This window comes from Variovorax flavidus (assembly GCF_030317145.1).
GTDB classification, from domain to species: domain Bacteria; phylum Pseudomonadota; class Gammaproteobacteria; order Burkholderiales; family Burkholderiaceae_C; genus Variovorax; species Variovorax flavidus.
Genome location: NZ_JASZYE010000002.1, coordinates 580175 through 601149 on the forward strand (window position 1 = coordinate 580175; position 20975 = coordinate 601149).

The 20975-nt window shown below is 66.1% G+C and carries 19 protein-coding genes; 5 read left to right on the forward strand and 14 right to left on the reverse strand.

Going from position 1 to position 20975, the window contains the following annotated elements; all coding sequences use genetic code 11:
- Positions 1-203 precede the first annotated feature (203 nt).
- Together QTH90_RS13420 and QTH90_RS13425 are read left to right on the forward strand one after the other, a co-directional pair.
- Positions 204-4250 (forward strand): helix-turn-helix domain-containing protein, encoded by a 4047-nt coding sequence (locus QTH90_RS13420; protein ID WP_286665037.1) that lies wholly within the window; start codon positions 204-206, stop codon positions 4248-4250.
- Between the two features lie 474 nt (positions 4251-4724).
- Positions 4725-5021, forward strand: a complete 297-nt coding sequence (locus tag QTH90_RS13425) for a hypothetical protein (RefSeq protein ID WP_286665038.1) — start codon at positions 4725-4727, stop codon at positions 5019-5021.
- An 18-nt stretch (positions 5022-5039) separates the two neighbouring features.
- Here QTH90_RS13425 and QTH90_RS13430 read toward each other — a convergent pair whose 3' ends face one another.
- The 10 genes from QTH90_RS13430 to QTH90_RS13475 form a co-directional block, all read right to left on the reverse strand.
- Positions 5040-5450 (reverse strand): DUF3830 family protein, encoded by a 411-nt coding sequence (locus QTH90_RS13430; protein WP_286570359.1) that lies wholly within the window; start codon positions 5448-5450, stop codon positions 5040-5042.
- Between the two features lie 20 nt (positions 5451-5470).
- Positions 5471-6979, reverse strand: coding sequence for an amidohydrolase family protein (locus QTH90_RS13435; protein WP_286665039.1), 1509 nt, complete (start codon positions 6977-6979; stop codon positions 5471-5473).
- Positions 6976-8028 carry an ABC transporter substrate-binding protein gene (locus QTH90_RS13440; protein WP_286665040.1) on the reverse strand — a complete coding sequence of 351 codons (1053 nt, stop codon included), beginning with the start codon at positions 8026-8028 and terminating at the stop codon, positions 6976-6978. The genes QTH90_RS13435 and QTH90_RS13440 overlap by 4 nt, the downstream gene beginning before the upstream one ends.
- 68 nt (positions 8029-8096) lie before the next feature.
- On the reverse strand, positions 8097-8876 hold the full coding sequence (locus tag QTH90_RS13445) for an ABC transporter permease (RefSeq protein ID WP_286665041.1): 780 nt from the start codon (positions 8874-8876) through the stop codon (positions 8097-8099).
- Positions 8873-9769, reverse strand: coding sequence for an ABC transporter ATP-binding protein (locus QTH90_RS13450; protein WP_286570355.1), 897 nt, complete (start codon positions 9767-9769; stop codon positions 8873-8875). Before QTH90_RS13450 ends, QTH90_RS13445 begins: the two co-directional genes overlap by 4 nt.
- A gap of 8 nt (positions 9770-9777) precedes the next feature.
- Positions 9778-10896 carry a cyanuric acid amidohydrolase gene (gene atzD, locus QTH90_RS13455; protein ID WP_286665042.1) on the reverse strand — a complete coding sequence of 373 codons (1119 nt, stop codon included), beginning with the start codon at positions 10894-10896 and terminating at the stop codon, positions 9778-9780.
- Entirely contained in the window at positions 10893-12353 is a 1461-nt protein-coding gene (allB, locus tag QTH90_RS13460; protein WP_286665043.1) for an allantoinase AllB, read from the reverse strand. The genes atzD and allB overlap by 4 nt, the downstream gene beginning before the upstream one ends.
- A gap of 17 nt (positions 12354-12370) precedes the next feature.
- A complete protein-coding gene (locus QTH90_RS13465) occupies positions 12371-13162 on the reverse strand; it encodes an SDR family NAD(P)-dependent oxidoreductase (RefSeq protein ID WP_286665044.1) in 792 nt (263 codons plus the stop codon).
- Positions 13163-13183: 21 nt separating this feature from the next.
- Positions 13184-14221, reverse strand: a complete 1038-nt coding sequence (locus QTH90_RS13470) for an ABC transporter substrate-binding protein (protein WP_286665045.1) — start codon at positions 14219-14221, stop codon at positions 13184-13186.
- A gap of 2 nt (positions 14222-14223) precedes the next feature.
- Positions 14224-15102, reverse strand: coding sequence for a cysteine hydrolase family protein (locus QTH90_RS13475; RefSeq protein ID WP_286665046.1), 879 nt, complete (start codon positions 15100-15102; stop codon positions 14224-14226).
- 118 nt (positions 15103-15220) lie between these two features.
- Between QTH90_RS13475 and QTH90_RS13480 the strand changes: the two genes are divergently transcribed.
- Complete coding sequence (locus tag QTH90_RS13480) at positions 15221-16120, forward strand: LysR family transcriptional regulator (RefSeq protein WP_286665047.1); 900 nt, start codon at positions 15221-15223, stop codon at positions 16118-16120.
- Positions 16121-16175: 55 nt separating this feature from the next.
- Positions 16176-16595, forward strand: coding sequence for a hypothetical protein (locus QTH90_RS13485; RefSeq protein WP_286665048.1), 420 nt, complete (start codon positions 16176-16178; stop codon positions 16593-16595).
- 4 nt (positions 16596-16599) lie between these two features.
- Here the strand turns inward: QTH90_RS13485 and QTH90_RS13490 are convergent, their stop codons facing one another.
- A complete protein-coding gene (locus tag QTH90_RS13490) occupies positions 16600-17799 on the reverse strand; it encodes an FG-GAP repeat domain-containing protein (RefSeq protein ID WP_286665049.1) in 1200 nt (399 codons plus the stop codon).
- 237 nt (positions 17800-18036) lie between these two features.
- Between QTH90_RS13490 and QTH90_RS13495 the strand changes: the two genes are divergently transcribed.
- Positions 18037-18285, forward strand: coding sequence for a hypothetical protein (locus QTH90_RS13495; RefSeq protein ID WP_286665050.1), 249 nt, complete (start codon positions 18037-18039; stop codon positions 18283-18285).
- Positions 18286-18301: 16 nt separating this feature from the next.
- Here QTH90_RS13495 and QTH90_RS13500 read toward each other — a convergent pair whose 3' ends face one another.
- The 3 genes from QTH90_RS13500 to QTH90_RS13510 are packed head-to-tail and all read right to left on the reverse strand — an operon-like array spanning position 18302 to position 20974.
- A complete protein-coding gene (locus QTH90_RS13500) occupies positions 18302-19504 on the reverse strand; it encodes a HupE/UreJ family protein (protein WP_286665051.1) in 1203 nt (400 codons plus the stop codon).
- Position 19505: 1 nt separating this feature from the next.
- Complete coding sequence (locus tag QTH90_RS13505) at positions 19506-20708, reverse strand: tetratricopeptide repeat protein (protein ID WP_286665052.1); 1203 nt, start codon at positions 20706-20708, stop codon at positions 19506-19508.
- Positions 20708-20974 (reverse strand): hypothetical protein, encoded by a 267-nt coding sequence (locus QTH90_RS13510; RefSeq protein ID WP_286665053.1) that lies wholly within the window; start codon positions 20972-20974, stop codon positions 20708-20710. Before QTH90_RS13510 ends, QTH90_RS13505 begins: the two co-directional genes overlap by 1 nt.
- Position 20975 lies beyond the last annotated feature (1 nt).

Below are 20975 nucleotides of genomic sequence, written 5' to 3' on the forward strand. Positions count from 1 at the left end.
GATGCTTTGATTGCGCAGGGGTGGCAATAGCCCTGATTTTGATCAGGGCGCGGTGTGGATTGCTATCCCGACCGATCGTGTTCTCCATCCAATTGCGGAGGTGGGCCGCAGTTCGGCTTCTCTCGCTCCTCGTCGAGGACGTCTGACGCGCAGGCTTCGAGGCGGTCGTACTCATATACTGAGTACGAATTCAAACACACAAAATGAGTACGAAAAATCAACCTCGATACGCCGAGTTAAGTAAGCAACTACTTGGCCTTAGGGAGGCGGCAGGTATTGCTACGCAGGCGGAGATTGCGAACTTGTTGGGAGTCAAGCAACAAACGGTGAGTCGCTGGGAGGCTGGTACCTCTCGACCCAAGGCATCCGAAATTCCGAAGTTGGCTGCCTTGCTAAGGGTTGACGCGATCACCCTGTCCAATTCGGCAGGATATGCCCCTGAAGTTACGACCGTCTCGTTCGATCGCCCACTACCACTTGCTGGGCTGAGCCCTGAGAGCTTCGAGTACTTTTCGCTGGATTTGCTGTCGACCATCCATCGAGGCCAAGCGGACGTTCACCTTGCAGGGAAGACCGGACACAAACAGCATGGCATCGACATCGAGGCCACATTTCCGGACGGCACGTCCCATACCTATCAATGCAAGCGCGAAGCACAGTTCGGCGCGGCTAAGGTTCGTGACGCGATCAAGGCGCAGACAACTCCTGCGAAAAAGAAAATCATCCTCCTGTCGCGGGTTGCAAGTCCTGAGGCGCGGAACGAGATCAAGAAGGCTCGGGGGTGGAGCCTATGGGACCAGACAGACATCTCGCGCATCTTTCGTACCTTGCCAAAGGCAGAGCAGGTGCGCATCGCCGACATATTCTTTCCGTCTCAGCGCTTCGCCCTTACCGGCGAAAACGCCGCAGGCCCATGGCTCTCCGTTGCAGACTTTTTTGCACCGCAGCTTGCTGAAGGGCGAATCTTCAATCAACGTTGGGACCTCGTCGGTCGCGGCGTCGAGTTGAGACTGCTTGCAAGCGCACTGGCTAACCAGAGCATCGTGGCCGTAAGTCTTGTTGGACGGGCGGGGGAAGGAAAGTCGCGTGTCCTACGCTCCGCACTTGACGCATTCGTTGCGGCTCATCCGGAGACAGCCGTTCGCATGACATCTCCAACCGAGGAAATCAATGCGAAGAGTCTGGAAGACCTGGGCATTGGCGCAAAGTTGATCGTTGTTGATGACGCGCACGATCGAAGCGACCTTGGCCAGCTAATTCGCTATGCAGCAAACGGTGCGAATCATGCGCGACTGCTGCTCGCGTACCGCCCTTACTGGAGTGAAGTGGTCGAACGCGACCTGGCCAGGATGGGCATCACTGAAACACTTGCCGTGTCGGTGACGCTGCAGAAGCCGTCAAAGGATGAGGCAATAGAGCTCGCGCCACAGGTGCTAGTCAAACACGGCGCCCCTACTCACGCAGCCTCGGCGATAGCTGACCTCGCATACGACAGCCCTCTCGCGGTTGTTGTTGGCGCTCAGATTGTGGCTAAAGAGGGAGTGCACCCTCAGTTGTTCGGGTCGAACAATGAGTTCCGTGCGACGGTCTTGAAGCACTACGAAAGGATGATCGCAGAAGGCATCGCGGTGGGGAGGGACCAGGAGAAGGTCCATGCGATGCTGGGCGTCATCGCACTCGTCCAACCGGTAGTTCCTGACGATCGCCATGTCCTGGAGCTTCTCTCAAGCATTGAGGGCATCAGCGCGCCAGACGCCACGAGACTGGCACGACAGCTCATCGATTCAGGGGTCCTCTTCAAACGCGGCTCCAGATATCGACTTTCGCCGGACCTTCTCGCCGACTCGATCATTGAGACGTCTTGCATCACCTCCAGCGGCCAATCAAACGGCTACGCCGAACGCGTTCTCGCCGCGACGATACCCGAGCACAAAGAGCACATCCTCATCAATCTTGGACGGTTGGATTGGCGCCGTAACGAGGGGGACACATCTTCAAGTCGCTTGCTCGACGGCCTGTGGGGGCAACTCGCATGGGAAGACGGCTACGACCATCCGCAAGTGAGAGCCGCCGCTTCCGCCGCGTATTACCAGCCGCGACAGGCGCTCAAACTTGCGAGACGCCTCGTCGAAGAAGGTCATGGGCGGAACGAAGATGTCTGCACGATTGTGCGTAACGCGGCATTCACGCTTGCGTTCGTGCTGGAAGCTTGCGCCCTTCTTTGGGAGGTCGGTCGTAGCGACCCGCGTGCAACAAACCCACATCCAAGTCATCCCATTCGAATCCTGACTGAGCTTGCAACGCCGGAGCCTCGGAAGCCAATCGAGTTTGTCCATCGCGTGGTCGAGTTTGCGCTTGCTCAGCTCGACGAGCCAGAGAGTTGGACTGGCACCTACACACCCTTTGATGTACTCCGTGGCGCACTCGCGACCGAGGGAGATTTCACCTCTGCGTATTCGAGTCGACAGATAACCATCTCTCAGTACGCAGTGCAGCGCGACCGAGTCAAGGATGTACGCAAGCAAGTCATCGACGAGCTTTTCGCGAGCCTCACAGGTGCAAACGAGCGGCGGGCCTTCCTCGCTGCACAAACACTGAGCGACGCGCTGCGCGGACCGATCCGCGCCCACGGAGGCAGCGACGATGCTTGGGGCGAGGAGTTCGCCGCAACACTCAGTCGTCTCGATGATTACCTAGACACAGTCAAAGTTTCTGCGCCGGTTGTTGTCCGCATCGCTGAATCGGTGAACTGGCACGCCGTATATGGGCCGGATCGCACACAAGAAGTAGCGAAGCGCATCGTCGGTCGTCTCGATCGCGATATCGAGACTCGAACGGTTCGCGCCCTGATGGACGCTTGGGGCACCAACACCCGGCTCATTAAAGCCGGGGCAGGTCGTAGCCAGCACGAAACTGCAACCGATGCGGTCGTCCGAGAACTCAATGGTCGCTTCGCGGTTCCTGCCGAACTGACCAGTTTCCTCAATGGTCGCCTTTCCGACATCCGACAAGCGACAGGCAACGTCAACCTTGGACCAGCGCAGATCTTCATCGGTCGTGTCCTATCGTCAAATCTGGAACTTTCACGGCATGTCGTGGACGCTGGGCTAGTTGGCGACGCGTCTCCCATGGCGGCACATGCAGGGCGCGCACTCGGAGCGCTCTTAACGGCGAGCCACGATGAAGGGAATTGCGTCGTTGAGAAGATGCTCGGCGTCGGCGATACGCACCTACTTCTGATAGCTGAGGGCTACATGTTGTCAAGCCATCCGGTCACGTACTCGGAAACCGACCTGACAGCGTTGCGACGCATTTTCAGTTCGGAGGATGGCCTCGTGCTGCGCCACACGACAAACATAGCGATGGAGGTCGCACGCCGCGACAAGTCACTTGCGGTTGATCTGCTCAGCAGTGCGAACATCGAACTGGCGATGCTTTCTGCGCGGGACTACTTCATGTGGCTCTCGCACGAGGAAACGATTCCATTCGCCCAGATTCGGGACGATCAGTTGCGCAAACTCATCGACGGACTTCGTAACGTCCCCCGCCTTGATGATCACTGGGTAAACGGATTCCTCAAGAAGGCAATACAACGGGTGCCCGAAGCGGTGGTTGATCTCGCGAAGGCACGGATCGATGCTTCGATCGCCAACGAAGACTGGAACATGCAGCCGCTAGGTAGCGTGCTCCGAGAGCATGATGCACTCAACTTGCTTGCTCTTCCCGATGGGCCACGGCTGTTGCGTGGCCTGCTTGAATGGGCGCTAGGCCGTGTGGGGGACTACCAGTTCAGCTATCGTTTTGCAGAGTTGGTTCAGTCACTTTGCAGCCCGTACGACACGACATGTGTTGCGACGATAGAAGATTGGCTTACGGCCGGAGGAACAGCGGATCATTTCAAGGCCGTCACCGTCATCGTTAGAGATGCGGGACCATCATTCATCTTCGACCACGAAGCGTTCGTCGGACGTGCGCTGCGCGCAGCGCGAACGGTCGGTCGGAAGGACCACCGGGACCTTTCCTCAGCGCTCTTCGCCTCTTCGGTGAGCGGGGTTCGCACCGGGATTCCAGGACAACCATTTGAGGTCGATGTGCGACTCAAGGAACTCGCGGAAGAGCGGCTTGCACGGATTGCCCGCTCGGATGCGGCGTACGACTTGTATGTCACTCTTAGGGACCATGCGGGTCGCGACATCGAGCGACAGATCGCTGAAGGGCGCCGCATGGACGAGGAGGACTCCGATACATAGAGAGGTTCGATGCTGGCGGGCAGTGCGGTGCTTGGCTCCTTGGGAAGTACATTGTTCTCCCCTTCCGGTCGAATGGACGCCTACCGATCATGCGGCCGGTAGTCTTCTAAGCGCACTGTGCAACCGCGAGTCGGTGAGCGCGCACGCCTGTCCAGCGCAGGAGGCCAACGCCGGGCCAACCAGCATCATCAACTCGCATCCGTTGGCCCCTATAGCTATACTTTCCCGATCACGCCCAACCCGGCGTGATCGGGTTTAGCAGCCCGACCAAGCACCCCTGCGACGAAAGCCGCAGTGACCTCCGCAGGACCTGCGGCTTTTTCGTCCGCGCCATTTTTGGCGGCTCGGATGGGAGGGCTCACGCCCTGCCGGTTCTCGCAAGGGGTGCCCGGTCTGCTAACCCGTTCGAGTCGCCGCCATCGTTTAGCAGCGAGGGCGGCGGTTGTAGCAAACCGCACCCTTTGGAGGCCATTGATGGCACACCCTACTTGCGCGCTCGCGCGCCCCCCGGACTTTCCCTTCGCTGAAGACGACCCCGGCTATTCCGGCTCACTTGCCGCCGAACTCGTCGGCCATATCAATGCCTTGAAGGAGATGCACGAGGCCACCGTATGCCTTCGTGGCCTTGTCGATTCATGGCGAGCGGCGGGCGGCCGCGACTCCGGGGTCAGTCCCAAGGAGGTGCAAGCCTTGTTGAAGATGGTCCATGCGGAATACGACCGCCGCCTCAAGGCCTCCTTGGTCGTCACCGATGCCTTCTTGAACCGGTAGCTTCCGGTCCGAGCCGACTCACGCCAACTCGAACACCACGTCCTGCGCGCCTTCCCACAGCACCTTGTTCCCAAGCGCGCGCAGGTTCTCCTTCCCTTCCACGATCGTCAGGAAGTGGTTGCCGGCGAGCTGGCCCATCTTGCTCGCGAAGCTGCAGGCGCCGTAGGCCAGGATGATCTCGGTCTCGCTGTAGCCGCCTGGGTAGAACAGGATGTCGCCCACCGACGGGTGGCTGGTGTGGTTCTCGAAGCCGACGCCGAGCTGGAACTCGCCCAGCGGCACCCAGCAGCCTTCGCCGCTCCAGCGCACGTGGATGAGCCGTTGCCGGTAGGGCAGCAGCTTGGAGAACGCCGCCACGGTGAGCGGTGCGTCGGGATGCGTGACGGCGACGAAGTCGAAGCCGCCGGCGGTGATCTTGATGCGGGTCATGTCTCGGTGTTTCCTGGGGGTCAGCCGCAACAGCCGCCCATGCGGCCGTCGCGATAAAAGGGGGCAAGGTCCTGCGCGAGCGCGTTCACGGTGGCGCGCCAGCCGCCGTGCGCGGCGTCGGCGGCCAGGGCGGCGCGCATGCGTGCGAGCAATTCGGTGCGCAGCGCGGCCTCGTCGATGCCGGTCACGCGGCCTGCCTCGACCACGGTGCGGCCGCCGACGATCACGTCCGCAATGTGCGTGCCGTTGCCGCGCGCCAGCAGCAGGTCGAGCGGGTCCGTGTCGGCGAAGAGGGCGTCGTCGTCGAGCGCGTCCCAGTCCAGCAGCACGATGTCGGCCGGTGCGCCGGGCGCGATGCGGCCGCTCGACGCCGCGGAGGAGCCCGACACGCTGCGTGGGCCGTGGCGCGACGCAAAGCCCCAGAGCTGCCCCGGCGTCATGGTGGTGTCGAAGCCCCATCCACGGTGCAGCGCGTAGGCCAGGCGCGCCTCGCGCAGCGCGTCGTCGTCCTCGTCGAAGGCCATGCCGTCGAGTCCCATGGCTACGCGGCAGCCTTGCCGGAGCATCTCGGGCAGCGGAGCGATGCCGGACTTCAGGCCCAGGTTCGAACTCGTGTTGACCGCGATGGCCGCGCCGCGTTCGGCAATCAGGGCCAGCTCATCCGGTCGCGCCCAGGCGCAATGCGCGAGCGTGAGGCGCGGGCTGAGCAGTCCGATGCTGTCGAGGAATTTCACGATGCCGTCCGGATGCACCCGGTCGGCCCATTGGCGCTGGTACTGGGTCTCCAGCAAGTGCATGTGCACCGGCCGGCCGGTGTCGGCCGAAGCCCGCGCGATGGCTTCGAGCAGCGGCGTGCTGCACCACTGCACGGCCGTGGGGCCGTACTGCACGGTGACGTGGTCGCTGCAGCCGTCTTCCTGCACCATCGCGGCGACCTCGTCGACCAGCGCGAGTTGCTGCGCGGGCGCGACCGGTTGCACGCCGAGCCGTTTCGCGACTGCGTCGCGGATGCCGGGGCGCAGCGCCGTCAACACCGCGGCATCGTCGCAGTAGGCGATGCCGTTGCGGTCGCGCATCGCCACGGCGAAGCCGATGCGCACGCCGACATCTCGCGCGGCACGTGCCACGGCGCGCGCCTCGTCCACGTAGGGCATGCCGCCCTGCACGCGGGTGTAGTGAACCATCAGGTGCGCGACGCCGTTGCGCACCGAGCGTGCGAAGGATGTCGCGGCGCAGAGGTAGGGGTCCATGCCCGGCACCACGCCCAGAAAGGGCAGCCAGCTTTCCAGCGGCTGGTTGAACGCACCCAGCGTGGCGCTGCGAAATGTGCGCGCATGGTCGTGCGCGTTGGCGAGCGCCGGCAGTGCCAGCCTGCGACGGCCGCTGCCCGCGCCCGGCTGTGCCTCGATGGAAGCCACGCGCCCTCCCGCCAGGCCGATACGCACATCGCGGCGCGCAGCCTCCTCGCCCGGGTCGGCCAGCAGCCAGGCGCAGTCGAGAAAGGTGGCGTCCGCCGCGGGCGTCGTCATGGGGCCGCCACCTTGCGTTCGGCCAGCGGCGGCAGGAAGCGGCGGTCGAAGACCTCGGCAGCGGTCGGCACGCGGGGCAGCTCGAATGCCTCCTGCACCTGGATGAGCGAGCGCGCGAAGCGCGCATCGCTCACGTCGCCCAGGCCGATGGCGGCGGCTTCGGGTGTGAGCATCACGGTCTTCAGCGTGTACATGAGTCGGCGCTTCTCCAGGTCCTTGTTCAGCAGCGGCTCGCGCTTCATGAGGGCGGCGATGGCGGCGTCGGGGTTGGCGATGGTATCGCGCAGGCCCTTGTGGATGGCACGCACCAGCCCCGCGACGGCCTGCGGGTTGTCCTTGATGAGCTTCTGCGACACCAGCACGCCATTGCCGTACAGCTCGACGCCGAGGTCGCCGTAGTGGAACCAGCGGATGTCCTTGTCGGGGTCGATGCCCTGCGCCACCAGGTTCATGTAGCTGGTGACCGAGAACACCGCCGAGCCGTCGACGTGGTCCTTCAGCATCATCTGCTCCTGCAGGTTCGGCGCCACGTTGGTCCACTTGACCTTGCCCGCATCGACGCCGCCCTTGCCCGCGATCACCGGGAACATCCGCGAGGCCGCGCCGCCGGCCACGGTGCCGAGCGTCTTGCCTCCGAGGTCCTTCAGCGTCCTGATCGGGCTGGTCGACTTCACGATCAGCGCGAAGGGCGCGCGGTTGTAGATCATGTAGACCATCACCGGCGCCGTGCCTGGCTTGGCGACGGCGTTCTGGATGATCGCGTTGACGTCGCCGAAACCGGCCTGGTAGGCACCGGCCATCACCTTGGTCACGGCAGCGGCCGAGCCGTCGCCCTGGTCGATGGTGACGGCCAGCTTCTCCTGCGCGAAGTAGCCCTTGTCCTCGGCCAGGTAGTACCAGGCGTGGATGCCCTGCAGCTTCCAGTCGAGCACGAACTTGATGGGCGTGACGGACTGCGCAACGGCCGGGCCGGCCGGCAGCCATGCGGCGAGCGAAGCCAGTGCGGCGAAGGCGATGGCCGCGGACCGGCGCGAGAGTCGATGGTGCATGGTGGCTCCAGGGTGGGATGAAGAGGGAAATGAAGAGGGAAATGAAGTGCGAAGAGGCCGCGGCGTGCTCATGCCATCGCCATGTCGGTCTTGCGCTGCGCCCAGCCGGTCATGCGCTGTTCGACCAGCGAGGACACGGCGTAGAGCGCCACGCCCATCGCGGCCAGCAGGAAGAGTCCCGCGAACACCATCGGCACGTCGAAGTTGCCGCTGGCGATCATCATCACGGTGCCGATGCCCTTGTTCGACGCCACGGTCTCGGCCAGCACGGTGCCGACGAAGGACAGCGTGATCGCGATCTTGAGCGACGCGAACAGGTAGGGCAGCGTGCGCGGCAGGCCGACGTTCCAGAGGATGTCGCGCTTGCGCGCGCCGAGCACGCGCAGCACGTCCTCCAGCTCGGGCTCGGTGCTGGCGAGCCCGGTCGCGACGTTGACCACCACCGGGAAGATGCTGATCACCATCGAGGTCAGGATCGCCGGAACCGTGCCGGCGCCGAACCACACCACGAAGAGCGGCACCACCGCCACCTTGGGGATGCTGGAGAAGCCGACCAGCAGCGGATAGGTCACGTCGTAGGCAAGCTTCGACGAGCCGATGACGACACCGATGACGATGCCCGCCAGCACGCCGAGCACGAAGCCGGCGAAGGTGGTGTAGAGCGTCTGCACCGCGTGCGGCCACAGCAGCGACATCTTCTCGATGAGCACGCTCGCGATCTGGCTCGGCCGCGGCAGGATCAGGTCGGACACGCCGAAGGCCAGGCAGACCAGCTCCCACAGCACGAAGAAGCCGATGAGCGCGCCGGCGGACAGCAGGCGCTGACGGGTTCGAGGGGAGAGGTTCATGCCGTCACCTCTTCCAGCGTGGCGGTCGCCGTCGTGGTCGCGGCCGCAGCGGGTGGCGTCGCATCGCCGTCGCGCCGTGCATCGGCGATGCGCATGCGCAGTTGCTGCACCAGCGTGGCGAACTCGGGCGCGTAGCTGCTCTCCAGCGTGCGCGGCCGGGCGAAGCCGACCTCGCGCGTCTCCAGGATGCGGCCGGGCCGCGAGCTCATCACGCAGATGCGGTTGGCGAGATAGGCGGACTCGCGCAGGTCATGCGTCACCAGCAGCACCGTGGGGCGTCGGTCCATCCACAGCTTCTGCATGATGTCCCACAGCTCTTCGCGCGTGAACTGGTCGAGCGCGCCGAAGGGCTCGTCCAGCAGCAGGAGTTCGGGGTCGTGCACCAGCGCGCGGCACAGCGACGCGCGCTGCAGCATGCCGCCCGAGAGTTGCCAGGGCCGCTTGTCGCCAAAGCCCTTGAGGCCGACCTGCGCCAGCAAGGCCTCGACGCGGTCCTTGTACTCGCCATGCTTCTTCTTGCCGAAGTGCTGGCGGAAGGGCTCGACGATCTTGAGCGGGATCATCACGTTGTCGCGGATGGTGAGCCACGGCAGCATGGTCGGGTTCTGGAACGCGAGGCCGATGCGCAGCCGCGGCGCCTGCGACGCATGCGTGCCGCCACCGGGCTGCGTGCCGGCCGCGCCGACCTCGCGGCCGCCCGCGATCACGGCGCCCGCGCTGGGCCGCAGGAGGCCGGCCACGAGTTTCAGGATGGTCGACTTGCCGCAGCCGCTCGGGCCGACGAGCGCCACGAAGTCGCCCTCGTCGATGCCGAGCGTCGTGTGGTCCAGTGCGATGGTGCCGCCGCCGTAGCGCAGCATCACGTCGGAGAGTTGGATGTAGGCATTGCTCATGGCAGCTTTCAGAGGGATGGAATGGCGAAGATGGCTGCGACTGGCCCGCCGCCGGGCGGCCCCTGGTGCTCGGCACCGCCCGACACGTAGAGCGCCGTGGACCCGACCACCGAAGCCAGCACGCCGCCGACCGCCGCACGCGCGTGGCGCGTGGAGTTGATGTCGGAGTCGTTGAGCATGGTGTGGCGTGCCTCGCGCACGAGTCCGCCGGGGCTCGCCTCGGCCTTGGCCAGCAGGTTGACCAGCCGCGACGCGATGACATCCGCATCGCCCTCGGGGTCGAGCCCGAAGCGCTCGCGCAGCATGCGGCGCACGCTGTTGCCGTCGATCGCGTCCTGCATCACCGTGTGCGCGATGCGGAAGCGGGAGGCACTGCCGGCCGCCTCGCCGAGCACGATGACGACGTTGCCGTCTAGCTCGATGCCGGCCGAGGCCGAGGCCCGCGCCGAGAACAGCGCGCCGTCATGCAGGATCGCCGCGTCGTCGACGGCCTCGAACTCGCCCAGTGCAAGGCCGACGCCCAGCGCGGAGGCACCGCGCGACCAGCCCATCGACTCGTAGGTGTCGCGCGTGACGGTGGCCGCGCCGCGCTCCTGCGCCGCGCGGATCTTGGCCGACGTGAGCAACGGGCACTTGACCTGCACGAAGTGCACGTCCGCCGCGTCGTCGATGCCGGCGTCGCGCATCGCGGCCTTCACCGCCTCCGCGGTGGCCTCGACCTGCGCCATGCGCCCGAGTTCCTCCGCGGCGAAGTCGCGCGTGTGCGCGATGCCGACCACGAGGCGCTTCTCGTCCGTCACATCCGCCGCATGGGCGGGGCCGCGCGCGAACACCGTGAAGTGCGGCGACAGCACGCCTTCGGTGCCGCCGGACATCACGAGCGCCACGCGCTCATGCACCTGCGCGGCCGTGCAGTCGAGGTGAGGCGCCAGGAAGTGGCACCAGGCCGTGGCCGCGAAATCGCGCGTGTGGTCGTTGACGCAGCCGTTGCCTTCGGTCTTTCCCATCACGGCGACGATCTGCCGGGGGTCGAGGCGCTTCGCATCGACGAGCGCCTGCACGCCTGACAGGTCGGCCGGCCCGTCGCATGGCACGCGGAACACGTCGACTTTCTGTGGGGCGCTCACAGGGCGTCCACCAGCGGCACGGCGTTCGCCGGGATGCCCGCGGGCGCGTCGACGATGGCGCTGCTGTAGTGCTCCATGTTGCGCGGCTTCGGGGTCGGCATCTTCTGGATGCCCTTGACGGAACGGCCCCAGCCCGCCGCGTCGGCGACGAGCTTGCCGTCGCGCATCACGAAGCGCCCGCGCAGCAGCGTGTGCAGCGGATAGCCTTGCACGGCCCGCCCGTTCCACGGCGAGATCTTGCTGATGCTCTGCAGCTTGTTCTGCGACAGCGTGCCGGCGCGCGTCATGTCGACGAAGGCGATGTCGGCATGCGCACCGGGTGCGATCACGCCCTTGGTGCCATACAGCCCCCAGGCCCGGGCCGGCGCCACCGAACTCCACCGCACGTAGTCCATCAGCGAAGCCCGGCCGCGATTCACCTCGGTCAGCATCAGCGGCATCTGCGTTTCCACGCCCGGAAAGCCGCAGTCGCATTCCCAGATGCTCTCGCGCGTCTTCTCCTCGGGCGTGTGCGGCGCGTGGTCGGTTGCGATCATGTCCAGCGTGCCGTCCATCAGCGCATCCCACAACGGCTGGTTGTGGCGGGCTTCGCGGATCGGCGGGTTCACGCGCATCACGCCGCCGAGCTTCAGCATGTGGTCGGTGTTGAGCAGCAGGTATTGCGGGCAGGTCTCTGCCGTGACGTCGACGCCGCGGCGCTTGAACTCGCGCAGCAGGTAGAGCGAATCCGCTGCGCTGTGGTGCGCGATGTGCACGCGCGCGCCGGTCCACTCGGCGAGCGTCAGCACGCGGTTGATGGCCTCGATCTCGGCCACCGCCGGCCGCGCCGCCAGGTGCGCCATCGAGTCGATGCGCCCGGCGTTCTGCAGGTGCTTCTGGCGACGGAAGAGGATCGACGAGTTCTCCGCATGCACCACCGTGCGGATGCCCAGCGGCGCGAGGATCTCGAAGCCTTCGAGCAGCGCGCCGTCGGTCGGCGCGGGCAGGTTGCCGAAGGTGTTGCCGACGAAAGCCTTGAAGCTCGTCACGCCGGCATCGAGCAGCGCTTCGAGCTGGTCGATGCTCTCGTCGCCCAGCAGGCCGTGGATGCCGAAGTCGCAGTACGACGATTCGGCCGCCTTCAGCTTGATCCGGAGCGCCTCCACCGTGCCGGTCGGCGGGTTGGTGTTGGGCATCTCGAAGACCGTGGTCACGCCGCCCATCGCGGCAGCGGCGGACCCGGTCTTCCAGGTCTCCTTGTTCGGATAGCCGGGATCGCGGAAGTGGACGTGGCTGTCGATGGCGCCGGGCAGCAGGTAGAGGCCGTCGGCGCGCATCTCGGCGCGGGCGGGCGGCATCGTGTCGTCGTGGCCGACGGCGACGATGTGCTCGCCGGCGATGGCCACCGAGGCTTCGATGATCTGGTCCGGCGACACCACGCGGGCGCCACGGATGACGAGGTCGACTTCTCTGGTCATGGGATGTCCTCGCGCGTTCAGAGTGCGGCCCAGCCGCCGTCGACGGGCAGGTCGACGCCGGTGATCTGGCGCGACACCTCGCTCGCCATGAACAGGCAGGCGTTGGCGATGTCGGCATCGGTGGAGACGCGCTTGAGCGCGTAGTCGGCGGCGTGGCGCGTCATCGCTTCTTCGAGCGTGATGCCCAGCTTCTCGGCCATATTGGCGCACACCTTCTCGCGAAAGCGAGGGCCGTCGACCATGCCGGGCGCGACGTTGTTGACGTTGATGTTGTAGGGGCCGGCTTCGAGCGCAAAGCTCTTGGTGATGCCGCGCAGGCCCCACTTGGAAGCCGAATACGCCAGCCGCCCGGCGCGCCCGCGCAGGCCGAAGGTGCCGCCGACGTTGACGATCTTGCCGCTGCGGCGCGCGATCATCGACGGCAGGATGGCGTGGATGGTGTTGAAGCAGCCGGTCATGTTGAGCTGCACGATCTCGTTGAATTCCTCGGTGGTGGTTTCCCAGCCGGTCTTGCCGATCGGGCCCGAGCCGCCGGCCACGTTGACCAGCACGTCCACATGGCCGAAGACTTCGAGCGCATGCGCAGCCAGCGCCTCGGTCTGTGCGGCCACGGTCAGGTCGCAGGGCACCACGATGGCCTGCACGCCGAGCGCACGCGCCTCGGCGGCCACGGGTTCGATGGCGGCGGTGTCGCGGCCGGCCAGCACCAGCCTGGCGCCTTCGCGCGCGAAGGCCAGCGTCACGGCGGCGCCCATGCCCTTGGCGGGGCCGGTGATGAGGGTTACCTTGTCTTTCAGTTGCAAGTCCATGTGCAGGTCTCCTGTGCGGGTTCAGTTCGTGGTGGTGTTAGAAGGGCGATCGGCGCGTGCCGGCAGGAAGCTGCGGTCGAAGATCTCGCCCGGCTCGGGCGTGCGCGGCAGCGCGTTGGCTTCGACGACGATCGCGATGTCCTTGCGCAGGCGCGCGTCGTCGACGTCGCCCAGGCCGATGCGCGCGATCTCGGGGTGGCTCATGTCGTTCTTGAGCGTGGCGAGCAGCTTTTCCTTCTCGACCTCACGCTTGAGCAGGGGCTCGCGCTTGATCGCGAAGTCGACGCCGGCATCCGGGTTCGCGATGACTTCCTTCACCGCGCGGTTGAGAGCCTTCACGAAGCCGGCCACGGCCTTCGGGTTCTCCTTCACGAAGCTCTTCGAGAAGAACACCGTGTTGGAGTAAAGGTCCATGCCGTAGTCGCCGTAGCGGATGAAGCGCAGGTCCTTCGCCGGGTCGAGCCCCATGCCCTTGGCGCTGAAGCTCACGGTGGTCACGTAGCCGAAGCCGGCGTCGATCTGGCCGCGCGAGAGCATCTGCTCGCGCAGGTTGGGCGCCATGTTGGTGATGTTCACCTTGGCGGCGTCGATCCTGGCGATCTTGGCGAAGGCCGGGAACAGCTTCAGCGCGCCGTCGTTGGCAGGGCCGCCGACCGTCTTGCCTTCGAGGTCCTTCGGCGTCCTGATCGGGCTGTCGCTCTTCACCACGAGCGTGAACGGCGGCGTGTTGTAGAGCATGTAGACGCCGACCGGCGCGTCGGCCGGGCGCCGGGACGCGAGGTCGACCAGCGCATTGATGTCGCCGAAGCCGGCCTGGTAGGCGCCGGCGGCCACCTTCGGGATCGACGCGGCCGAGCCTTCGCCTTGGTCGATCGTGACGTCGAGCCCTTCTTCCTTGAAGTAGCCCTTGTCCTGCGCCAGGAAGAACCACGACTGCGGGCCTTCGTACTTCCAGTTGAGCACCACCTTGATCGGCACCTGAGCGGCGGCGGGCATCGCGGTCAGCGCCAGCGCGAGGCCGCAGGCGGACAGCAGGGCGTGCGGGAAAGGGAATTTCATGGTCAGGACTCCTTGGGTCTGGAAGAGATGGAAGAGGTGGAAGACGAGGCGGAAGAAGCAGGTGGAAGGGCGCGCAGCAACGACGCGGCACTCGCAACGAAGCCGTGCAGCAACTGCACGATGTAGAGCACGCCCTTGGTCACGTAGGCCGGCGACGGCGTGCTGCAGGCGTCCTGCAGCAGCACGCAGTCGTAGCCGAGGAAGTTGGCGTCCTGCAGCGTCGAGAACACGCAGCGGTCGGTGTTGATGCCGGTGAAGAGCAGCGTGGTGATGCCCTGCTGGCGCAGCAGCGTGTCGAGCTCGTTGTCCCAGAAGCCGCTGAGGCGATGCTTGTGCACGCTGATGTCCGAAGGCGCGACCTCAAGCGCGTCGATGACCTGCGCGCCCCACGAGCCTTGCACCAGCGAGGGGCCATGGTCGAGCGGCGAGTGCTCGGCATAGCCCACGCCATCGGCCGTGCGCTTGCCCTTGAACTGGACCGTGGGGCCGAGGTTGCGCTTGTCGGCGCGAATGCCCCAGTTGAGCCACACCACCGCGCCGCCCGCATTGCGCCAGGCCGGCAACAGCGCCTGCAGCATCGGGATCGGCTTGCGCGCGGCCTTGGTGCCCAGGCCTTTCTGCGCGAACCAGCCTTCGGGATGGCAGAAGTCGTTCTGCATGTCGACGACGAGCAGGGCGGTGCGCGCCAGGTCGATCTCGACGGCCTGCGGTGCGGCGTCGGAGATCAGCAGCGGCCGCGGCTTGCGCGCCTTGCGCACGAAGCTCACGCGGCTTCCGTCCTGCAGGTGCCAGGCGTTGTGCGCGGCCGGGCCGAACGATGCCCTCGAAGGGGGCGGCGTAGGCGCCAACCTGGGGCGTGAGGGACGCGATGGGGCTTTCATGCCCGATGCCATGCACGCGACGTGCCCGACAGTGCTCTGCTCCGACGCTTTATCGCGCTTGCTGCGTTGCCGAAACGGCAACGCTCGTTCGAGGCACGATCGTTGCAAGATGCGCCGCATGAACCATCTGCGTCTTCTGCGCTACGTCGACGAAGTGGCCCGCGTGGGCTCGATACGCCAGGCCGCCGAGCGGCTGCACGTCGCGCCCTCCGCGGTGAACCGCCGCATCCAGGACATCGAGGACGAACTCGGCACGCCGGTCTTCGAGCGCCTGCCGCGCGGCATGCGGCTGACCGCGGCCGGCGAGCTGTTCGTGCGCTACATCCGCGGCCGCGCCGCCGACCTGGAGCGCGTGCGCTCGGAGATCGAGGAGCTGCAGGGCCTGCGCCGCGGAAGCGTGTGGCTGGTGGCGAGCCAGGCGCTGGCGCCGAGGTTCCTGCCGGGGGTGATCGGCGAATTCCGCAAGACGCATCCGCTGGTCGCCTTCGACATCCACATCGGCGACCACGTGCAGGCCGCACGCGCGCTGCGCAGCTTCGAGACCGATCTGGCGCTGGTGTTCAACCTGGCGCCGGAGGCCGACATCCAGCGCGCGATCGTGGTCGAGCAGAAGCTCATGGCGATCCTGCATGCCAGGCATCCGCTCGCGGCGGGCAGCGCTTCGTCACTGCGCCTGCGCGACTGCGCCGAGTACCCGGTGGTGCTGCCCAACCGCGACACCGGCGGGCGCCAGCTGCTGGAGCGTTTTCTCGCGCGCAGCTCGACCAAGCTGAACGGCATGGTGGAAAGCAACAGCTTCGAGTTCCTGCGCGGTTGCCTGGAAGACCGCCGTTCGATCTCTTTCCAGATGGCCATCGGCGCCGCCCTGGACAGCCACATCGTGGCGCGCGACATCGAGGATCGCGGCTTTCCCAGAGGGGAGCTGGTGCTGGCGAGCCTGCAGGGGCGGCAGCTTCCGGTGATTGCCTATGCGTTTGCGGAGTTCCTGAAGAAGAGCCTGGCGAACCTCGGGCCTTAGCCAGGTCGTGGTCTCTGTGAGAGGATGGCAGCCGGTGCGTTGATGGGGTCGCGTGATGCTGAATCCATGGAAGCGTCGCTTCAAGTTGTTCATCCAGCGCTTCTGGCAGCCGACCAGCGCGTGCATGACCTGCATGCCCGGCAGCCTCGGCAACCTCCTGAGCATTCCTCACTGGACGCTCGCCTTGCAGACCGGCCTGTTCACCGGCCTGCTCGCGCTGCTCCTGACCTTCACGCCGGCCGCAAGGCTCTTCGGGAATCGCTATGGCAACGCGCTCCTCGTCGGCCTCCTCACGATGATCGGCGACACCTTCTCGCATCCGGGGCACTACGGCTTTCCCCGGCTGGAAGCGATCGTGACGGGCATCGTCTCCGGGATCTTCGCGCTGGCCGGCTCATATCTGTTCGAGGACCGCGCCCGGAGGCTGCGGGCGCTATGGGCGCGGGTCCGTGGGCGTCATCAGCAGATTCGCTGAACGCTCACTGGATCGGCACACTCACATCGAGGCTCGCGTCCTCGGAGGCGAGCACAGGCTTTCCGGCAACGGTGGTCGGTATCAGCCACGGCACCCATTGCGCCGGCCTCTGATTGAGCACGACGCTGGACGCCAGCCCCGGATAAGTCACCTTCTGCACGACCCGGCTCAGATAGAACGTGTTGTCGCCGCCGGAGGAGCGCGACAGCCACAGGGCGCGATCGGCGCCTGAGCCCGTCACGGTGAAGTCGAGCACCACGCCTTCGTTGGCGACGGCGGGCAGGATGGTCGGCGTCACCGCCTTGAAGTCATTGCTGCCGGGATTGAGCAGCAGCGCCGTCGACGAGCCGTTCGACCACTCGTGTCCTCCGACGAGCAGGTCGAGCTTGCCGTCTTCGTTCACGTCGATCAGCTCGACCGAGTAGTACTGCTTGAACCCCAGCGAGGCCGGGAAGCGTGCCGTGGCTTCGCGCTCGAACACGCCACCGCCCTTGTTGATGAACGCATAGATCGTCGCGGCATCGGCGGAATTCGCGACCACGACGTCAGGCAGGCCGTCGCCGTTCAGGTCGGCTGCCGTCGCGCCGTGAAAGAACCCCACGTCCTGGGCGGGCTCGACGATGTCGTACTTGCCGCCGGGTTTGCTCAGCACCAGCTTGTTCCTTTCGCCGGGGAAGGGAGCGGCGTCGAATCCGTGGCACGCGACAAAGACATCGGGGCGGCCATCCCCATTGAAATCCGCAACCACGGCCTTGCGCGGATGGATGCAGCCCGCCGAGGAGGTGAGCAGGGTCGTGTCCTTGACGTACGAACCGTCCGCCTGCCTGGTCCAGAACGCAAAGACGCTCGGCGATGCCGTCTGCGGCGTTTGCGTGGTCGGGGAGTAGGTCAGCGCAGCCGTGAACACATCCAGGCGACCGCTCTGCGAAAAGTCGCCAACGCCGCGGATGACGCCGACACCGGCAGCGCCGTTGGGCATCGTCTGAGGCGTCAGTCCCACTGTCTTGAAGTTCTCGTAGGAGCTTGCCTTGACCTTGAGCGGTGCAGCGGGCGCGGCCGGTGCGGGTGCGGGCGCTGGGGCCGGCGCAGCAGGAGCCGGCGCGAACGCCGGTGAACCGCCGCCCCCACCGCCACAAGCGGTGAGCGAAACCACGATGGCGAGCCACGCCAAGGTTCCGGCACGGTGCGTACTTGCCTGTTGCATTTGCTCTCTCCGTTGAATACGGGGAGAGTGCCGATCAAGCTGGCAGCTGCAAATATCTGTCTTGATCTTGACGACCGGGCCGGATTGTGATCGGCCTGTGGCCTCGGGCCGCTATGGACAGGCGTTCCCCAGCGCCTGAAGGTTGGAGAGTTTTGTGTAGCCTGTACTCGTGGACGTCAGCGTTCAGTCATGGACCTGCGGCACAGTGAAAACTGCTCAACCTTGGGAAGGAAGCAAATGCCTCACAGGAGAAAAGCACCTACTGACCGCATCGAGGTCACGGATCAGGTCGGCAAGCGGCACGTTGTCGTGCGTTATGCCGAATCCGTCGAAGCGAGCCCCGACGATACCGTTGCCGCCGACGACACGAGCATTCCACGCGAAGTCGCTACCGAGTACCGCCTGGAGACAGGCAAGAGCGTCGTCAAGACCGGCGACGACACGTTCCAGACCGATGACGGGATGCTGCAACTCAAGGTGCTGTAGGCGCGATGGGCGCAGCCTATGAGAACGGCAGTACCTTGAGATCGAAGGTCCGCTCCATGAACCAGACCGAGGCGATGAGGACCGCTGCGGTGGAGCCGCCGTGCAGCAGCACCGGCTCGTAGCGACGCCAGTGACGCATCGCCAGCAAGACGCCGAGCGCCACGAACACGACGACGAGTTGACCCGCCTCCACGCCGAGGTTGAATTGCAGCAGCGCCAGCGCGAACCCTCGCGTCGGAAGCTCCATCTCGGCCAGCGCGCCGGCGAATCCGAAGCCATGGATGAGGCCGAACAGGAAGCTGAACAGCTTGCGCCGTCCGCGCAGCAGCGGGTAGATGTTGTCGAGTGCGGCGAGCACGATGGTGATCGCGATGGCCGGTTCGATCACTCGCGGCGAGATGTTCACGATCTTCAGCGCCGCCAGCGCCAGCGTGATCGAGTGCGCAATGGTGAACATCGTGACGATGCCGAGCATCGGCAACACCGCCTCGCGCCAGGTCACCACGGGTTTCCACGCGCCGGCGCGACGGTGCAGCACGGCGGGCAGCAGCAAGCAGAGCAGGAACAGGATGTGGTCGTAGCCGATCAGGATGTGATGGACGCCATCGCGAAACAGGCTCGCGTTGGGCCACGCAGCATCCGCCGGAATCGCAGCTGGCCCGCCGTCGCGCGATGCGGAAGGCCCACGGACTTCGACCGGGCCGCCGGCCGGGTCCAGTGAACGCACCAGCGGATCATTGCCGGCCTGCGCCGCGACGCGCAACAGGCCGCGGTGCGTGGGGTCGACCTCGCGGAACAACTGGTAGTCGATCGACAGCGCCGTCGCGGCATCGCACCGGGCCTGGAACTGGAAGACGAGATAGGCACCGTCGATGCGATCGTCCACGGCCGGTGGCGCAGTCTGGGTCAAGGCGCAGCGCTCCTGCTGCAGCCGCAGGCGCGCGAGCGCATAGGCGCGGATCTCGTCCATGCGCCCCTTGACCTCGCCCCAGCTCAGTCGGCGGTCGCCGTTGCGGTCGAGGTCGAGCACTGCATCGAGGTCGCGCAACGCGATGTCCCAGCGCAGGTCCACCGCATCGCCGGCGATCTGCATCTGCAGGTAGGCGTCGCTGGCCTTGTGCGCGTGCGCCGTGCGCGGTGCGGCCGCGAACAGCGTGAGCAGCAAGACCACTGTGCATGCGCTCATCCAGCGCGTCAGGTGCGTGGACACGAGAGTCATGTCAAAGGACGGCGTCGATTCGCGCATCGCGAAGTCCCGTGCGTTGCATCAGCGCCCTGAGTTCACTGCGCGCTTCGTCGTCGTCGGCCGCGGCGGCTGCGCGTGCGAGCAGCAGCAGGTCGATCGGCTCGCGCTGCAGGCGCACGTTGGCGCGGGCGAGCTCGAGCGCTCGCCTGGTGTCGCCCTCGACGTCGAGCGCGAACAAGGCGCCTTCGCGGGCATGCGCTTCGGTATTTCCCGGCCTCAGCGCCGCTGCGTCGAAGCGGGCCTGCAGTTCCTCCGAGTCCTTGCGGGCGATGATCGCGCTGTCGGTGCGACGTGCGGCAATGGCCAAGCGCAGCAACACGGCATCGCTGCGAGGCTCCCTGGCGAGCAGCGAAGGCACTTCGGCCGGTCGCTTCTGGCGCAACAGGAAGTCGCTGTAGGCGATCAGGAGATAGCCCGAGCGCTCGGCCTGCAGCGCCTGTCTGTAGAAGGCTTCAGCCGCAGCCGGGCGACCCGCGAGTTCCTCGATTTCAGCCAGGCTGGTGAGCAGCCATTGGCGCGTGCGCGCCTGCTGCGCGCCCTGCAGGACCGGATCGCCGAGCAAGCTGCGCAGGGTGTCGCGTGCCGACGCATGGTCGCCGCGCAGACCGGCGTTCTCGGCGAGGCAGGCCAGTCCATAGAGTGCAGGCCCGGCGCGGCCGAGCGCCCTGCATGCGGCGTCCGACTCGGCATAGCGACCACGCACGCGCAGGATGGTGGCGAGCGTGATCCAGGCCTGCGCGTTGCCGGGCTGTACGGCCAGCGCCGACTTCAACGTGGCTTCGGCCGCATCGAAGTCATGCAGGAACTGCGCGACCGTGGCCCGCATCACCAGCACGGCGGGCGGCGTCTGCGCGGCCGCTGCCGCGTCCCAGGCCTGCAGGGCGCCCATGGCGTAGCCCGCATAGCGCGCATCGCCCTGCGTTCGCGCCAACTCCAGGTAGGCCTGGGCCGCAGCGAGCGCAGTGGCTTCGTCACGCGGATGTCGTGCCAACGCCTGCCGCAGACGTCGCGCTTCGAGCGACCAACCCGCGATGGCGGGCAGCGTCTCGACGATCGCGTCGTCGCTGGCCGGCACGCGCGGCGCAGCGCCGAGCGGCGCGCTGGCCGCGAACAGCAGCGCTGCTGCCAGCAGGCCGCATCGCACGAGGCCCGCCCTTGAACCATGCAGCGCGCGCATCACTGCGTGGCGAAGGGTTCCCGGGTCTCCGTGGTCGTCGGCGGATCGAAAGCCGTCACGTCGGCAGGTTCCGCCGTGTCCAGCGCGGTCGCGACGAGCGTCTTCACGTAGGCCAGGAACGCATCGAGGGTGTCGGTGTCCGCGGGCGGCGTCGTGCCGCCGACGGGCGGAAAGAAGCCGCCGCCCCCACCACCACCACCGCCGCAGGCGGCAACCACGAGCGCAGCAACCAGCGGCAGGCCGATTCGAATGATCAAGCGGTTCATG

Bases quoted from the DNA above. Each gene is read 5' to 3' on its own strand.
- QTH90_RS13505 (WP_286665052.1), bottom strand. From the start codon at position 20,708: ATGCGCGCGCTGCATGGTTCAAGGGCGGGCCTCGTGCGATGCGGCCTG.
- QTH90_RS13480 (WP_286665047.1), top strand. From the start codon at position 15,221: ATGAACCATCTGCGTCTTCTGCGCTACGTCGACGAAGTGGCCCGCGTG.
- QTH90_RS13430 (WP_286570359.1), bottom strand. From the start codon at position 5,450: ATGACCCGCATCAAGATCACCGCCGGCGGCTTCGACTTCGTCGCCGTC.
- QTH90_RS13485 (WP_286665048.1), top strand. From the start codon at position 16,176: ATGCTGAATCCATGGAAGCGTCGCTTCAAGTTGTTCATCCAGCGCTTC.
- QTH90_RS13495 (WP_286665050.1), top strand. From the start codon at position 18,037: ATGCCTCACAGGAGAAAAGCACCTACTGACCGCATCGAGGTCACGGAT.
- QTH90_RS13435 (WP_286665039.1), bottom strand. From the start codon at position 6,979: ATGACGACGCCCGCGGCGGACGCCACCTTTCTCGACTGCGCCTGGCTG.
- QTH90_RS13425 (WP_286665038.1), top strand. From the start codon at position 4,725: ATGGCACACCCTACTTGCGCGCTCGCGCGCCCCCCGGACTTTCCCTTC.
- QTH90_RS13470 (WP_286665045.1), bottom strand. From the start codon at position 14,221: ATGAAATTCCCTTTCCCGCACGCCCTGCTGTCCGCCTGCGGCCTCGCG.
- allB (WP_286665043.1), bottom strand. From the start codon at position 12,353: ATGACCAGAGAAGTCGACCTCGTCATCCGTGGCGCCCGCGTGGTGTCG.
- QTH90_RS13450 (WP_286570355.1), bottom strand. From the start codon at position 9,769: ATGAGCAATGCCTACATCCAACTCTCCGACGTGATGCTGCGCTACGGC.
- QTH90_RS13445 (WP_286665041.1), bottom strand. From the start codon at position 8,876: ATGAACCTCTCCCCTCGAACCCGTCAGCGCCTGCTGTCCGCCGGCGCG.
- QTH90_RS13465 (WP_286665044.1), bottom strand. From the start codon at position 13,162: ATGGACTTGCAACTGAAAGACAAGGTAACCCTCATCACCGGCCCCGCC.
- QTH90_RS13420 (WP_286665037.1), top strand. From the start codon at position 204: ATGAGTACGAAAAATCAACCTCGATACGCCGAGTTAAGTAAGCAACTA.
- QTH90_RS13510 (WP_286665053.1), bottom strand. From the start codon at position 20,974: ATGAACCGCTTGATCATTCGAATCGGCCTGCCGCTGGTTGCTGCGCTC.
- QTH90_RS13490 (WP_286665049.1), bottom strand. From the start codon at position 17,799: ATGCAACAGGCAAGTACGCACCGTGCCGGAACCTTGGCGTGGCTCGCC.
- QTH90_RS13440 (WP_286665040.1), bottom strand. From the start codon at position 8,028: ATGCACCATCGACTCTCGCGCCGGTCCGCGGCCATCGCCTTCGCCGCA.
- QTH90_RS13475 (WP_286665046.1), bottom strand. From the start codon at position 15,102: ATGAAAGCCCCATCGCGTCCCTCACGCCCCAGGTTGGCGCCTACGCCG.
- QTH90_RS13500 (WP_286665051.1), bottom strand. From the start codon at position 19,504: ATGACTCTCGTGTCCACGCACCTGACGCGCTGGATGAGCGCATGCACA.